The 15,679-nt window shown below is 34.5% G+C and carries 17 protein-coding genes and 1 other RNA gene; 11 read left to right on the top strand and 7 right to left on the bottom strand.

Annotated elements, in window-relative coordinates; translation table 11 throughout:
• Positions 1 to 6: 6 nt before the first annotated feature.
• Together K5783_RS07130 and K5783_RS07135 are read right to left on the bottom strand one after the other, a co-directional pair.
• Entirely contained in the window at positions 7 to 1,059 is a 1,053-nt protein-coding gene (locus tag K5783_RS07130) for a methyltransferase domain-containing protein (protein ID WP_297473325.1), read from the bottom strand.
• A 61-nt stretch (positions 1,060 to 1,120) separates the two neighbouring features.
• On the bottom strand, positions 1,121 to 2,059 hold the full coding sequence (locus K5783_RS07135; protein ID WP_297473327.1) for a glycosyltransferase family 4 protein: 939 nt from the start codon (positions 2,057 to 2,059) through the stop codon (positions 1,121 to 1,123).
• Positions 2,060 to 2,332: 273 nt separating this feature from the next.
• On the opposite strand from K5783_RS07135, the gene K5783_RS07140 reads away from it, so the two are divergent.
• Positions 2,333 to 3,532: a cation:proton antiporter gene (locus tag K5783_RS07140; protein ID WP_297473328.1), complete on the top strand. Its 1,200-nt coding sequence runs from the start codon at positions 2,333 to 2,335 to the stop codon at positions 3,530 to 3,532.
• A gap of 219 nt (positions 3,533 to 3,751) precedes the next feature.
• Here K5783_RS07140 and tes read toward each other — a convergent pair whose 3' ends face one another.
• The gene (gene tes / locus K5783_RS07145) at positions 3,752 to 5,416 is read right to left on the bottom strand and encodes a tetraether lipid synthase Tes (protein ID WP_200829119.1); all 1,665 of its coding nucleotides are present in this window, start codon (positions 5,414 to 5,416) and stop codon (positions 3,752 to 3,754) included.
• Positions 5,417 to 5,534: 118 nt separating this feature from the next.
• Between tes and K5783_RS07150 the strand changes: the two genes are divergently transcribed.
• From K5783_RS07150 to K5783_RS07160, 3 genes are read left to right on the top strand one after another with little or no spacing between them, the layout of a single operon-like run.
• Positions 5,535 to 6,302: a TrmB family transcriptional regulator gene (locus K5783_RS07150; RefSeq protein ID WP_109877789.1), complete on the top strand. Its 768-nt coding sequence runs from the start codon at positions 5,535 to 5,537 to the stop codon at positions 6,300 to 6,302.
• A 1-nt stretch (position 6,303) separates the two neighbouring features.
• A complete protein-coding gene (locus K5783_RS07155; protein WP_297473331.1) occupies positions 6,304 to 6,759 on the top strand; it encodes a metal-dependent transcriptional regulator in 456 nt (151 codons plus the stop codon).
• A 49-nt stretch (positions 6,760 to 6,808) separates the two neighbouring features.
• Entirely contained in the window at positions 6,809 to 6,973 is a 165-nt protein-coding gene (locus K5783_RS07160) for a hypothetical protein (protein WP_200829120.1), read from the top strand.
• Here the strand turns inward: K5783_RS07160 and K5783_RS07165 are convergent, their stop codons facing one another.
• Positions 6,974 to 7,393: a secondary thiamine-phosphate synthase enzyme YjbQ gene (locus K5783_RS07165; RefSeq protein WP_297473334.1), complete on the bottom strand. Its 420-nt coding sequence runs from the start codon at positions 7,391 to 7,393 to the stop codon at positions 6,974 to 6,976.
• Between the two features lie 169 nt (positions 7,394 to 7,562).
• Here K5783_RS07165 and K5783_RS07170 point away from each other — a divergent pair, with 169 nt between their 5' ends.
• Entirely contained in the window at positions 7,563 to 7,979 is a 417-nt protein-coding gene (locus tag K5783_RS07170; RefSeq protein ID WP_109877793.1) for a hypothetical protein, read from the top strand.
• A gap of 32 nt (positions 7,980 to 8,011) precedes the next feature.
• Entirely contained in the window at positions 8,012 to 9,052 is a 1,041-nt protein-coding gene (locus K5783_RS07175) for an mRNA surveillance protein pelota (RefSeq protein WP_297473336.1), read from the top strand.
• Here the strand turns inward: K5783_RS07175 and cutA are convergent.
• A complete protein-coding gene (gene cutA, locus K5783_RS07180; RefSeq protein WP_297473339.1) occupies positions 9,049 to 9,360 on the bottom strand; it encodes a divalent cation tolerance protein CutA in 312 nt (103 codons plus the stop codon). The two genes, K5783_RS07175 and cutA, sit on opposite strands and share 4 nt — an antisense overlap.
• 88 nt (positions 9,361 to 9,448) lie before the next feature.
• Here cutA and K5783_RS07185 point away from each other — a divergent pair, with 88 nt between their 5' ends.
• The 4 genes from K5783_RS07185 to K5783_RS07200 all read left to right on the top strand — a co-directional run bounded on the left by K5783_RS07185 (position 9,449) and on the right by K5783_RS07200 (position 12,325).
• The gene (locus K5783_RS07185) at positions 9,449 to 10,600 is read left to right on the top strand and encodes a site-2 protease family protein (RefSeq protein WP_366939174.1); all 1,152 of its coding nucleotides are present in this window, start codon (positions 9,449 to 9,451) and stop codon (positions 10,598 to 10,600) included.
• 43 nt (positions 10,601 to 10,643) lie between these two features.
• Entirely contained in the window at positions 10,644 to 11,555 is a 912-nt protein-coding gene (locus tag K5783_RS07190) for a TIGR00269 family protein (RefSeq protein ID WP_297473343.1), read from the top strand.
• Positions 11,556 to 11,649: 94 nt separating this feature from the next.
• Positions 11,650 to 11,961: signal recognition particle sRNA (gene ffs, locus K5783_RS07195), an RNA gene on the top strand.
• A 31-nt stretch (positions 11,962 to 11,992) separates the two neighbouring features.
• A complete protein-coding gene (locus K5783_RS07200; protein WP_297473344.1) occupies positions 11,993 to 12,325 on the top strand; it encodes a DUF5655 domain-containing protein in 333 nt (110 codons plus the stop codon).
• On the opposite strand, the gene K5783_RS07205 is transcribed toward K5783_RS07200, so the two are convergent.
• On the bottom strand, positions 12,322 to 12,600 hold the full coding sequence (locus K5783_RS07205; RefSeq protein ID WP_297473346.1) for an acylphosphatase: 279 nt from the start codon (positions 12,598 to 12,600) through the stop codon (positions 12,322 to 12,324). The two genes, K5783_RS07200 and K5783_RS07205, sit on opposite strands and share 4 nt — an antisense overlap.
• Before the next feature lie 49 nt (positions 12,601 to 12,649).
• The gene (locus K5783_RS07210; RefSeq protein ID WP_297473348.1) at positions 12,650 to 13,384 is read right to left on the bottom strand and encodes a 50S ribosomal protein L2; all 735 of its coding nucleotides are present in this window, start codon (positions 13,382 to 13,384) and stop codon (positions 12,650 to 12,652) included.
• Positions 13,385 to 13,487: 103 nt separating this feature from the next.
• Between K5783_RS07210 and K5783_RS07215 the strand changes: the two genes are divergently transcribed.
• Positions 13,488 to 15,674, top strand: a complete 2,187-nt coding sequence (locus K5783_RS07215) for a CDC48 family AAA ATPase (RefSeq protein ID WP_297473351.1) — start codon at positions 13,488 to 13,490, stop codon at positions 15,672 to 15,674.
• Positions 15,675 to 15,679 lie beyond the last annotated feature (5 nt).

A 15,679-nucleotide genomic window follows, 5' to 3' on the forward strand; every position in this document is an offset into this window, starting at 1 on the left:
AATATTTTACAAATTAATTTTCTTACCTGTAACACTAATTCCACTTTCAATTTCTTTGAAGGTTGTAATTTTGATTTTTGCATCTTTAAACCATTTTTTAACTTCAGAAGGTGTGTGCCTAAATGCATATTTTGGTGAATACCAATCAAAATTAACACCTACACTTCTTTCAAAATTATCTGATTCATCCCAAAAACATTTTAAAAAATGCCAATAAACAAATCTCTGAACATCATATTCGCCCGCTTTTACACCTAAAATTGGAATATCGTAAGGAATTTTGATTTTCTTTTTTAATTTTGCCAAGCTTTTTCCCAAATACGTCATCTGCTTTGAGAAATCAGTGCATTCTTCAACAGACATTTTTACAGTTTTGTTTCTAATATAGTCATCAACATATTCTCTTACGGGAGCTTTTTTATTATAAACATAAATTGAAATATCTCCAGAATTCGTAAGAAATTTTGTTAGATATTTGAAGGAAGTTCCAGTATTTTTTGTATGATGTAAAACTTGATCTGAATAAATATAATCAAAAAACTTTCTTTGAAATGGTAATTGCCGAAGATCTGCTTGTAAAAAATGAACATTTGGCAATTTACCATATTTCTCATATGCAAAATCAATGCTTTCACTTGCATCTAATGCAAAAACATCAGCATTTGGATTTAAGGAAAGAAATTTGGCGCTATTGCCAATTCCAGTACCTGCATCAAGGATTTTAGTTTTAGTATCTAAGAATTTATTAAAATTTAATTCAGTTTTCCACCCATATCTATCTAAAAACCACTTTCTTTGAAAATCTATCCAATCTTTTTTTTGATGATTTTTATGATGTTTACGCCATTTTGCACTAAAAGCATCTTCAGTCCTGACAAAATCTTTTGTTTTATCAACTACAAAACGTGGTATTCCTTTATTGATCTTAAAATTATCGTTACATTTATCACAAGAGATTAAACCCTCTATAATTTCACTATCTTTTTTCTTTTTAATTTTTACATGAATAGAATTCCTACATGTGGGACAAACAAGAAAATCAAGTAGTCTTTGTTTCAAAACTAATTAGATTTCAGATGTGTTAAATAAAAACTAATAATTTTTGTTTTACTCATTATTGCTAATCTGTGTATAAATCAAGATATTTTGGAAGTAGTACCTCCCACGAAAAAAATTTGTTTATGAAATCATTTGCGTTTTGTATTAGTTTTTTCTGTAATTCCTCATCATCTAATAGTGAGTTTATTGCATCTAGCATTTTAGATGGATTTTCAGAAGGAATTAAAATTCCTGTTTCATGATCGATAACAATTTCAGATACTCCTCCTACATTTGTTGCTATCACCGGAATTTTTAGATAAAAAGCTTCTTTGATTACCTGGGGAATACTTTCCATCCTAGATGGAACAACAAGTAGATTCGATGATTTTAAAATTTCCATAGTTTTTTTCCATGGTAGATCAGTACAATAAACAACATTACCGTTAATTTTATGTTCTATTTTTTTTAAAACATCAATTCCTTTTTCATAGCTATCACGACCTATGTAGACTACTTGATTTTTCTTTTTTTCAATTTTAGTGAAATTACTAAATTTTTTTGTATCTAACGGTGCAGGTAAATAAATAAAATCAACATTAATTTTTTCTTTATAATATTTTTGAATAGTTTTTGAATCAGTAGTTAATTTATCTGAAATTTTAAACGCCTTCAGCTCCGCTTTACTAGCTAGATATCCAGTAGTTTTAGAGTGTAACATTTCTATTTGCTCAGAATATGCTCCGTGTACTGAAAGAATTTTTTTGTTAGAATTTACATATTTCATTACGAATGCAGATGGTATATTCCATGCATGAACAACATCATATTTTTCTTGATTTATTAATGATTTTAAAATTCCAAAAATTGTAAAAGATGGATTTTTTAGTTTTTTGATTGGAATGTGTGGTATTTTCATTAATTTTACATCATGACCTTGTTCACGTAATTTTTCAGCAACTCGGAATGCATGGCCTCCAATTCCACCTTCATATCTGGGAGAAATATACAGAATTTTCACAAAAAAAAATTAGTTGTAGACTTTTTAAGGTCTTGTATTAAAAATCAGATTGCATATTGTAGCTTGAGCAGTATCATGAAACGCTTGACTCTACACAGCCAGCGGTAAGCTCATCACCTACACCACATCTCATTAGACCTCTGTAAAGACCATCTTCTAGTTTAACATCTTCATCATAGAAAGTTAGGATAACTAAAATTAAGACAACTATTTGTAGGGATTTTGTCCTGTAAAAAAACAATTTTGATATAGATTAGATTATTTTAAACGATATTGGAGTTAGAACAAATATTTGTCAGTATTGTAATATTATTAGCAGTAGCTAGACTTCTTGGTGAATTATTTCGTAGATTTAAACAACCTGCTTTAGGAGGTGAACTACTTGCAGGAATAATACTTGGACCCACAATATTTGGAATCATCATTCCAAATGAAAATCTTGAACTGATTTCAACAATTGCAATTTTCTTTATCATGTTGTTCATAGGACTTGAAATGGATCTAAAAGAACTTAAAAAAACAGGTAAATCTGCATTCATAATATCTGTATTTTCCTTAGTGATACCTTTTTTCATAGGTTTTCAAATATCAGTTATTTTTGGTTCATCATTAATTCAATCAATGTTTATGGGATTATTGTTGTCGGTTACATCAGTACCAGTTAGTGCTATAATTTTATTGGAATTGGGAATCTTAAAAACAAAAATTGGTAATACTGTAATGTCTGTTGCAGTAGTAGATGACATAATATCATTGGTCATACTTGCAGTGATTTTACAAATGCACATGACAGAAAGCACATCACTTAATGTTGTTGATATGGGATTATCAATAATTCCTATGTTGATCTATCTTGTTGGAATTATATTTTTAGCATTTGCTATTCACAAATTCAATTATTGGTTCCCACATAGATTAGAATTATTCTTTACAAAAGCTAAGACCAGAGAAGCTACGTTTGGTATTTTGATAATTATGACAATAACATTATCACTTTTAGCACAACTAGCTGGCCTTCATTTTATCATAGGTACTTTCTTTGCAGGATTGATTTTTAGTGGAAAAGTACTTGGTAAAAGAGAATCTGATAAATCATATGGAATATTATCTGGAGTAACATTTGGATTTTTTGCACCATTATTTTTTGCAATTCTTGGAATAAAATTCAGTGGTCAATCATTAGATACAGCCATACTTCCATTAGCATTATTGGTGGTATTAGGTATTTTTGGTAAAACTCTAGGCGGATTTATTGGTGCTAGATTATGTAAATTGTCAAAGGTGGAAAGTTTGGCAACAGCATCATTGTTAAACGGACGAGGAACTGTTGGTCTTGCTATTACTGCTTTAGCATATTCTGTTGGGATTTTAGATCTTACTTTATTTTCGGTTGCAGTGGCAATTTGTTTTATTACTACAGTGTTAACACCAATTATTGCAAAACCTCTTTTAAAAAAAATAACAGTAGCATAACATGTTAAAGAATTGCAGTGAAAATATTACTCAAAGGCATAATGAAAACTTTGATAGAATCACACTGAAACAAACCCATGAGAAAATTTTGGGAAAAACAAATGAATTAACTTCATTATTTGATCTGATTTTAGATGTTTTTTGAATTTTAGGAAAACTGATAGCATAAAATAAAATTATACAGTATTGATTTTTTAAGGTGATTACAAATTTTGAAATCTACATTGTTGCTTGTGCAGCATCATGGAACATCTGGCTCTTTGCACAGCCAGCAGCAAGTTCGTCACCTGCTCCACGTCTCATAAGACCACGATAAAGACCATCTTCTAATTTGACGCCTTCTCTTTCTTCCCATTCCTCTACAGTGATGGAATATTTCTTTTGGATTCTATCTCTGTACCATTCTGGAATTACGTTAAATGCACAGAATGGAACTATTCTGAGATCAGGAGTAAGATAGTGAATATCACATCTTTGCAGTCTTTCCAAATCTTCGTTGTATTTGTCTTGAAAGTGCATCATGCCAAGGAATAATCCCTTGACGTGCCAAGATCCTACTGAATCAAATGATCTCTTCATGAGAATGTTACCAAACATCTTTGCCAAATCCAAGCCTGCTGGTTGCTTTTTAGTATCAACGAATCCTTTGAGTTTTCTTACAACTTCAAGCATTGTAAAGTATTTGTTTTTACCAGAGCGAATCTCTTCTGCTTTGTCTTCAAATAGTTCTAACATTCCCTGAATATCACAGAATTTAGTTAATGGAACAAATTTCTTTGTATCTGCATCTTCAAAGATGTATGTTCCTGCACCACATGCAAAGTGGATTGATAATTCGTATTTTGGCTTGCTAGAGAATGCTTCAATTACATTAGTCAGTGGCATGCAACTTGGAACTGGGAACCAGTCATCTACAGTTACTTCACCGTTTGTTTGCTCTTCAATTCTTTGAACACAATCAGGAACTGTGATTCTGTATTTTTCACGTTCGGATTTACCCATTCTTCCAGTTAGGGAGACAGGTTGGAAATTAACAGCGTGAACTACATCCATGTTCTTTTGAGCATATCTGATAATTCCGCCTAGTTCATGATCATTAATTGATTTGATAACCGTTGGAACAAATACTACAGTAGTACCTGTCTTTCTGCAACTATCTAGTGCATATGGAATCTCCCAGTGGTTTTTAGGATTTGTTCTTGCAGTTACACCATCAAAGGAAAGATACAAGTTGTTACAACCGGCTAGTCTTACTTCTCTTGCTGCTTCTGGATCCATTGCATGTCTAATTCCATTAGTGTTCATCTGGATATGGTCAACGCCTTCCTCTTTCATAATTTTGATAACATCGGCGATATCTTCTCTGAGCATTGGTTCACCACCAGTGATTTGCATAGAGTTTCCTGGAATTGGTCTTTCAGCTCGCAAAGTCTTCATCATTGCTCTGACTTGGGTATGATCTGGTTCGTACATGTAAGCGCCTTCAAGGCCTTTCTTTACATAAAAGAAGCAATACCAGCATGTTAAATCACATCTATTAGTTACAATCATGTTTGCAAGTCCGCTGTGAGAGAGATGGTTTGAGCATAATCCACAGTTATTTGGACAGGAACATTTGTCAATCATTACGTTTGGAGAATGAGCGCCTTTACCGTCCATCCAGTAAGTACTGAATTTCTTGTACATTTCATAAGAGCCAAAATACAATTCCTCACATTCACCGTGAGTTGGACAGACTTTGGACATGAAGACCTTGTTATCTCGCTCAAAGACTTCGGCATCCAGAATCATGTTGCAATCTGGACAGATACTTTGAGTGAATCTAATTGTGGACTTTTTACCTAAATTTTTACTTGATTGATTGGATATCTGAATTAATGCCATACCTGTTATCGGAATTCTTCTGAAATACTATATAATGCATTTCATACTAGCCCCCGTGTGGAATTTAGTAATTGGGCATACCTGATTTAAATACCAAAACTGGTCGACTAGATCGCATATGAGCATATCTGATAAAACAAGAAAGGCATTAGAAAAAATCGGTCTTACAAGTTACGAGATCAGAACATTTTCTGCATTACTCAAAGCTGGAGAGTTAACAGCATCCGACCTTAGTCAGAAATCAGGAGTGCCATATTCGAAAATTTACGAAGTACTAGGAACTCTGGAAGATAAAGGCTGGATTGGATCAGATGACTCTAGACCAACGAAATATTTTGCAAAGTCACCATCTACTGGACTGGAAACGACAAAACAGAAAATGGAGACAGATTTTTCGCAGAACCAAAGTGTAATTTTAAATGAATTAGTTCCATTGTATGAAAAAAGCGGCACGAGTGAAAGGCCAGATATTTGGGTATTGTCAGGTGCAATAAACATTGCAGCTAAAATTCTAGAGATGGTAGATACGTGCAGAAACGAGGTAATGATTGCGTTGCCAGAAGCTGGAGTAGAGCTAGTAAAGCAGGCATTGCCAAAACTTAGATCATTACATGATAAAGGAGTGGAAATTACAATTCTCACTTCAGACAAAATGGATAAAGAATCAATCAAGGCAATAAAAAGAGTTGCAACTGTAAAAATTAAGAAGGGCTTGTTTGGAGGGGGAATAATTTCTGATAAAAGATATGTTGTGATTTTGTTGGGCCCGGAAATTGGCGGTGCAAACACTTCAGATGTTGTAGCAATTTGGGCAGATCATGCAGGGTTAGCAGGATTTGCGCGTCAATACTTTGAATATTTATTAAAAGACTCTAAGGTAATATAATATGGATGCATTAAGTGATGATGAAGAGACTCTCTTTGTAGGAACTGCAGAAGCAGAACATGTAGAGATGTATCTCAAGGCAATCTGGCATATCAAGGAAAGGGGGGAGGATGTCAAGATTAGCACCATTGCTAAAATGCTCAATGTAAGGCAACCAAGTGTTGTTCAGATGCTCAAGAAATTAAACAGTAAGAATCTTGTGAATTACAACAAGGCAGGTGTGAAACTTACAGAGGATGGCGAAAGAATAGGTGCAAGCATGATGAGAAACAGCAGATTACTAGAGGTACTAATGGACAGTGCATTAAAAGTTGAAATTGACGAGGAGATGGTTTGTGGCATTGAACACCACATGAAAAAACAATTTACAGATGCATTGTGTACCATGTTAAACCATCCAAGGAAATGTCCACATGATCATGAAATCCCTATGGGCGAATGTTGTAAATCAGCATAAGTGAAATTACATCCCAAAAGATATATCATCTTAGAAATTGAATTGAATCATGGCATGTTTTTGTGGGTGTGAAACATATGAAAAGTATGAGGATGGATTCAAGATTGCATGTGTAAAGTGTGGACACGGTCCTCAAAATCACGACGAAGAGTTCAGAGCCGCTGCAAGAAAGAATGAATCACAAAGTCAGAAACGTGATGTAGATTTCGGATGATTATTCGCCAATAATTTTAACTAATACTCGCTTTGGTCTTTTACCGTCGAATTCTCCATAGAAAATTTCTTCCCAGGGTCCAAAATCCAATTCTCCGTTAGTTATTGCTATTACCACTTCTCTTCCCATGACTTGTCTTTTAAGATGAGCATCTGCATTGTCTTCTCCTGTTTTGTTGTGATCATAATGGTTTGTTGGCTCGTGTGGGGCTAATCCTTCCAACCATTTTTCATAATCATGGAGTAAACCACCTTCATTGTCATTGATAAAAACACTAGCAGTGATATGCATGGCATTTACAAGACACAATCCTTCCTTGACTTTGCTTTTTACAACAAGATCTCTAACATCATTTGTAATGTTTACAAATGCTCTCCGTGTTTTAACTTCAAACGTAAGATATTCTGTTAGAGATTTCATATTTTTTGACACAGATTAAACATTAAAAACCTAAGGTAGGCTCAGAACTCAAGATCCTCATCATCAATCAAAGGGATAGGTTCATCACTGCCTGCATGCATATTTTAGGCAGATTCCTATTGAGTCTTTCAAGAAGCTTGATAAATGGCTAAGAGTTCAATCTTTCAAAATGGTTGCAATTGATACTCCGGCTTCATTGGAAAGTTTTAGAAGATTTATCATTTCAAGTACCTGTAAATCTTATGCACCACGAAGCTACTTGGAGGATTCAGAGGTATTTGCAGAAAGAGAGGACAATCTGGGTGCAATTTATGTTGAAGCAGCCGATAAAGTAACTTTGAAAAAAATAAGAGACATCACATTTGTCAATGCAAGAGATATTCTAGGAATAATCTATAATTCAAAAAGTGGAAATACATCCTTGAAATGGCGTCAGTTAAGACGAAACAATGGCAAAGTTTCAGGAGAAGCTTCAGCAAATTCTCTTACAAATCTTGCAGAATCAGGTGTCCTTACTTTGGATTGGGTTGAAAATTATCTAAAGAAAAAAACAGAAGAGACAAAGACAAACGAAGTCACAAGCTAAACTCTTTTCTTTTTGTAGATTAGAATACTATCATGATTACAAAGACTATTGATGAGAATTCAATTTCAGTCATGCCAGAAGATTCTGATGACCTTTTGAATCTACGTCGAATAATTAAGAAAGATGACAAAGTAATAGGTGATACAACAAGGGTTCTAAAACAGGACAAGGATTATTCTAGACCAGACAAAGGTGAAAGGATCAAAGTCAGAATTGCATTAATTGTGGAAAAAATTTCTCTAGATGATGTATTGGACAGGCTAAGAGTTGGAGGAACAATTTATGAATCAAGTAATGAAGCAGTGCCTCACGGATCACATCATTCGTTTATTTTAAAAATAAATGACGGAATTACAATTTCAAAGAAAAAATGGTCACCCATAGAGAAGAAACTTTTAGAATCAAATAGTCAAAATGGTTTTGTACTTGTAGCCATTGATACTGCTGATTGTGGAATTGCAAGATTGAAAGGAACTCATTTAGAATTTATGCCAAATATTTATTCAGGCTCTGGAGGTAAAAGATACAAGACAAATTTCAATATTGAAAAATTCTTTGAACAAGTACAACAAGCAATATTTTCTATTTCTAAAAAAGAAGATTCAATAATAATTTTTGGTCCTGGTGAAACAAAGAAAAGATTTGCAAATTTTATTGAAAAATCTCAAAAATTCAAAATCAAAGTTGTAGAAGGAATTGATTCTGGCGGAGAAGATGGAATTTACACATTTACAAAATCTAAAGCAATGCAGGAGATAATGTCAGATAGCAAATTAGCCAAGGCTTCAACAATAATTGACGAGGTAATGCTTCTTGCTAATAAAAAAAGTAACAAATTCACTATGGGGTTTGAAGAAACTTTTAAGACAAATCAGATGGGGGCAGTTGAATCTTTGGTGTTCTCAGATAGAATCATACAGGAAAATGATGAACAAAAGATCATGGATTTTCTTAATGATGCTGAGAGTAAAGGTGTAAAGATTTACAGTGTTGATTCATCAACAGACATTGGTTTAAGAGTTACTGGTTTGGGTGGAATAGTTTCATTGTTACGATATGCAATAGAAACCTAATTGGTAGATTCAATCAACCAGTTAAGATATGATTTGTTGAGTGAGGAAACGGTTAGTTCGGCTATCTCTGGGACTTCATATGGATGAGTTTCCAAAATTTTCTTTTTTAATAGTTTCTTATTTTTTGTCACAGTTTTGAAAATTGCAATATATTCAGATGAGTTTTCAATTTTTCCCTTCCAAGAATAAATTGATGAGATTTTTGAAACATTGACACATGCAATGGTCTTATTTTTTACAAGTTCATTTGCAATTTTTGAAATTGATTTTTTATCAGGATATGTTGAGACGATTATTACTGGTTTCATAGTAACCGATAAATGTACGTTCTTTAAAAAATTAACAATTAGTTTGGAACTTGATTTTATTACTCAGAATTCGATCATCTATGTCTTAATTGCATGGGTTATGATAGTGATTATCGCAAAAGCTCTAAAGGTAGAAAAATATGGTTTTGAAATAAAGGCGTACAGTCTAGTATACAAAAACAAAGGAGTTAATGTAGTTCTAAATAAAGTTCTAAGCAGGACTAGAAGAGGAATCAGGGTTTTTGCTGATACGAGTGTAATTGCAGGATTTGTTATGATGGGATTTGCATTTTGGTTTTTGCTAAATAATGTTTCAAACTTTTTTGTTGCACAAGATGACTTTTCAGAATTAACAGTACTTATTCCAGGAATCACGTTAACATCGGCATCATCAATTACATTCTTTTTACTTTCAATTCCAATAGTTCTGGTAGTTCATGAAGGTGCACATGGAATAGTTGCAGCATTGGAAAAAATAAAGATCAAGACAGGTGGCTTTGCAATATTTATCGCAATGTTTGCAGGATTTGTAGAACCAGATGAGGAAGAATTTGAAAAAGCAAAAAAGATTTCAAAGTTAAGGGTTATTGGTGCAGGAGCTACGGCAAATGTAATTTTTGCATTTGGTTTGGGATTGATTTTATTGACAAACCCATTTTTTGCAATGGTTTTGCCTGAACCACTCCTAACTACGTTCTATGAATTACCAAGTGGAGTTTTGATTCTTTCAATAATTGAAAACTCTGGAGCTGAGCAAGCAGGATTATTGGCAAATGACATAATCACATCCATTAATGGAATACCGATCTACAGTCCGGCGGATTTTCCCAGTTTGAGTCCGGGTGAAACAGCAAGTGTCTCAGTAATTAGAGACGGTCAAGAATTAGATTTCGGTGTTGAAATTATTCCATCACCTGAAGATCCTGAAAGAGGATTAATTGGAATTATGAGAGACAATACATTTGCTTACAAACCACTAATGAATTTCATTGAATGGAATGATCCCAATGTTTCAATGTTTTTGTTATGGTTATGGATGATTTCATTTTTCATAGGAATCATCAATATGCTTCCTCTTCCAATATTGGATGGCGGTAAATTTATCCATACAATAATTGATAAAAAAATATCAGACAAGTCAGTAAATGTTGTAATGTGGGGAATTTACGCATTCACATTTGTTCTATTTGGGCTCAACATTGCTTTATCATATATGAAATCTGGCTGGTTTACAATTTAGAAATCACCTAAAGAATCATTAATGAAAAAATACCAACAAGTTCATGATCTGCGATAAATGTGAAAATCCAGCAGTATACACACGAAAATATTCTGGACAAAAATTATGCTCAGTTTGTTTCTCAAACTCCATTGTAAGGAAAACAGCCAAAACTATTTCAAAATATAATATGATAAAGCACAGTGAACTAGTAGCAGTTGCAGTATCTGGAGGAAAGGATTCCTTAGCATTACTAAAAATTATTCATGAAATGGCATTAACACATAATTTTAGAATAATAGCAGTTACGATAGACGAGGGAATTCCAGGATACAGAAATGAAGCGCTGGAAATTGTTGAAAATTTTTGTGAGAAATTAAATGTAGAACACAAAGTTTACTCTTACAAAGACTTGTTCGAATTAACATTGGATGAAGCATTAGAATTAAGAGAAAATGAAAAAACTTCCTCCTGTTCAATTTGCGGTATTTTGAGAAGACGCGCAATTGATTTTGCAGCAAACGATGTTGGAGCTGATGTTATTGCAACCGGCCACAATCTAGATGACACATTACAAACGTTTGTCATAAACATGCTTTCAGGAGACACAACAAAGATTGGATGGATGGATCCTGATACATCTTCAAATTCTTTAAGAAAGATAAAACCATTCTGTGAAATATATGAATCTGAAATAGTATTTTATGCATTTACAAATGATATTCCATTTCAATCAGAGCCTTGCCCACACATGAATGAAGGGATTAGAACGGAGATTCGTGAATTTCTAAATTCTCTAGAAAACCAACACAGTGGAATTAAAAATAATTTGTATCAATCAATTCTCAAAGTTTCTCAAAGTGTAAAGACTTCAAATTCAAAAGAAAAAACAGTTTGTGAAAAGTGTGGAACTGAATGTACTGGTAAGATATGCTCAGTTTGCAACATGGTTTTAAAACTGAAAGAAAATCATTAAAAGATATATTCATGAATTTTAAAAATGCCTAGTCATGTATAATATAAGATGTCCTCGTTATGCAAATATAACATACTTTCTTTAGAAAAAACGGTAGTAGGGAGGATTAGGGTGCTAGCCGTGCCCTGTTCTGAAACCGGCTATATGCAGAGATCAGCAACTGTTGGGTAAATCTCTAGATGGGTAATTCCCGCTTGGTGTGCGGAAATGAAATCACGCCGAGGCGGGTGGTTGCAGGACTAGAAATATCCGAAGGGATAACTTCTAAGACCGAACCATCGAAAGGGATGAGGTCCGGGAGGGAGCAATCCTAAGGTGGAGCATCCACGCTTCCTCGTCAACGTGGCGGATCTTGTATGCCTTGAAATGGGGCTATTCGTCTAGACTGGAGCCAGCAGAGCTACTACCTTTATAATTTAAATAAAAACTGCAAAGTCATGGAAGGAATCATCTCATTTGGAAATAAAAGAAATTACGAGGATTTTAAAAAACAGATTCCAAGTTCAGTGCTGCCTCTTTTTGATTCCATTAGAGAATTTTGCTTTTCTTTAGGAGAAAATGTTGTTGAGAACATCAGGATGCACAGAGTGGTTTTTTGTAAATCAATTACTTTTAGATGGTTTGCAGATGTAGAACCTCAGAAAGAAGGAGTGATTATAAAAATTCAAAAAGACAGAAAAGAGCCAGTACAGATTATTCAGATAAGCAAAGAGCAAAAAATTTCAGAGTTTGGAGATTTGATTAAAGAAGCATTTGAAAAAATTCACTAGTATGCAACGTCAAATTTTGTAAATTCCCCCGTGAACTTTTCATTTCGTATTTCTACATCTTCAACTATTGCATTTGCAGGTCCGCCATGAGCCCATTCAACAAGTCTAGTAACTTTTTCTGTGTCTCCTTCTAAAACAGCCTCAACACGGCCGTCCTTCAAATTTTTGACCCACCCGTAAACATTATTTTGTTTTGCTTTAGCTTTTAATGTCTGACGAAAAAAAACTCCTTGTACTCTACCTGTTACAAAAATTCTAATTCGTTGCTTTGACATTAAAGGTAGATTTCATAGAGTCATTAATCAATTTTAGGTTAAAGAAAAACTATCTTCTTTCTTTAATTCTAGCTCTACCAGTCTTTCTTGCAGCGATGCTACCTACCTTTGCACCAGGTGGGGCATCTCTTGAAACAGTTGAGCTTTGACCGACGTGTTGATGACGACCACCACCGTGTGGGTGAACATATGCTGCTTGAGCAACACCTCTGACAATTGGATATTTCTTTCCTTTAGCTTTAAAGCTACGCCATTTGTTACCTGCACTCATAAAGTGTCGTTCACTAGCTCCACCACCAGCAAGAGTGCCAATCATTGCTCTGTTTTTTGGATTTAATGTGGTAAATCTTCCAGATGGTAGTTTAACAGTAACACCCTCATCACCATGAGAGAAAATAGTTGCATTGGTACCTGCTGACTTTACTATAGCGCCACCATCTCCAAAATGCTTTTCAATATTACAAACAATTGTGCCATCAGGAATGTTTTGAACACTAATTACATTTCCTTTCTCAATCTTTGATTTTAATCCAAATTGTAAAGTTTCGCCTACTCTAGCTCCAAGAATTGCCGGAACGTATGAAACAGATCCATTCTCAAATCTGATTTTTGCTAAAGGTGCTTCTCGTCCACGTTCATGAACCAAATCAATAATTTCACCTTCATGCTGTTCTGCAAGTGGAAAACGAGGATAATTTGCCTTGGAACCTACTTTACCAGTAGATGTAGACCTAAATTGCATTCCTCCACGGCCACGTCTTCTTACTAATGGTCTTTTACCCAAGTTGATCGTTTCCTACGTAAAGAGGATTTTAAGCTTGTGATGGCTATTGTAAGTTAAGAAAATTACCACAAAGGTATAAAAATTAGACAGAGGGCATTTCTATATGAGCCAAAGCGGTCTTTCTCTCAAAGTTCTCGAAGCATATACTAGAGATGTTGGGAGAGGCGTAGCAAGAATCGATTATGATTCTATGGATACTCTAAATGCCTCTACAGGCGATGTTATAGAAATAAAAGGTAAAAGAAGAACAGTTGCAAAATGCCTTCCGTTGTACCCATCTGATGAAGGAAAAGGAATTATTAGAATTGATGGACTAGGTAGAAATAATTCAGGAATTGCAATTGGAGACACAATTTCGGTTAGAAAAATAAAAGCAGTGGCTGCAGAAAAAATAGTAGTTGCTCCATTAGAAGCAATTCCTCCAATTGATGAAAGATATCTTGCAGATGCACTAGAGAGTGTTCCATTGATTAAGGGTGATAATGTAATGGTTCCATATTTTGGTGGACGTTTAACTTTTCAAGTTATTGGAGTTACCCCTGCAGCTGATGCAGTTTTGGTTACTCAAAAAACTGTTTTCCATATTGCAGAAAAAGGAGAGACACTACGTGGAGTTCCACAGGTAACCTATGAAGATATTGGCGGTTTAACAGATGAGATTAAAAAAGTCAGAGAAATGATAGAGCTTCCATTAAGACATCCTGAAATTTTTGAAAAGTTGGGAATTGAAGCACCAAAAGGTGTATTGCTATATGGTCCACCAGGAACAGGTAAGACATTACTTGCAAAAGCAGTAGCAAATGAAAGTAATGCACATTTTATCAGTATTTCAGGTCCAGAAATCATGAGCAAGTTTTACGGAGAGAGTGAAGCTAGACTAAGAGAAATTTTCAAAGAGGCAAGAGAGAAATCTCCATCAATTATCTTTGTTGATGAAATAGATTCCATTGCACCAAAAAGAGAAGAAGTTACTGGAGAAGTTGAAAGAAGAGTAGTTTCTCAAATGTTATCATTAATGGACGGTCTAGAAGCTAGAGGAAAAGTAATTGTAATTTCTGCAACAAATAGACCAAATGCAATTGATCCTGCACTTAGAAGACCGGGAAGATTTGACAGAGAAATCGAGATTAAAGTTCCAGACAAAAAAGGAAGAAAAGACATTCTTGCAATTCACAGTAGAAACATGCCACTATCAGACGATGTCAATATAGATAAGATCTCAGCAGTAAGTCACGGCTATGTTGGTGCAGACTTGGAATATCTATGTAAAGAGGCTGCAATGAAATGTTTGAGAAGATTACTGCCTATTCTTAATTTAGAAGAAGAAAAAATTCCTCCAGAAACTTTGGATAAATTAATTGTGAACAATGATGACTTCCTCAAAGCTTTGATTGAAGTAACACCATCTGGTATGAGAGAAGTTTTCATAGAGAATCCAGATGTAAAATGGGACGATGTTGGAGGATTGGAAGATGTCAAACGTGAGCTGCAAGAAGCTGTAGAGTGGCCAATGAAATATCCTGGTCTTTATGATAAATTAGGACATACTATGCCAAGAGGAATCTTGCTTCATGGTCCAAGCGGAACAGGCAAGACATTACTTGCAAAAGCAGTAGCTACACAAAGTGAGGCAAACTTTGTTTCAGTCAGAGGTCCCGAACTGCTATCAAAATGGGTAGGAGAATCAGAAAGAGGAATCAGAGAGATCTTCAAAAGAGCACGTCAGTCTGCTCCATGTGTCATATTCTTTGACGAAATAGATTCTATTGCACCAATCAGAGGCGCAGGTGGAGAAACAGCAGTTACTGAAAGAGTTGTCAGTCAATTACTTACTGAATTAGACGGAATGGAAAATATGCACGGCGTTATTGTATTAGCGGCAACAAATAGAGCAGACATGATAGATCCGGCATTACTAAGACCAGGAAGATTTGATAAAATTATCCAGATTCCACTTCCAGATAAAGAAAGTAGAAAGAGCATCTTGAAAATTAATGCAGCAAAAATTCCAATAATTGACGATGCAAGCGATCCTCAGCATGTAGATATTGAGAAAATTGCCGATCTAACTGATGGACTCAGCGGTGCAGATACAGCATCCATTGCAAATACTGCAGTATCTCTTGTTATTCACGAATTTTTAGATTCACATCCAGATGAAAAAGACATTGAGAAAACTACCATTGATGCAAAGGTAACTATGAAGCACTTTGAAGAAGCAGTAAAAAAAGTCAGAGAGCAAAAAGATCTAAAGTTAGGCGAAAAACTAGTGGCATCCTATTACAGGTAGTTTTA

The organism is Nitrosopumilus sp., from assembly GCF_025699125.1.
Lineage (GTDB): Archaea > Thermoproteota > Nitrososphaeria > Nitrososphaerales > Nitrosopumilaceae > Nitrosopumilus.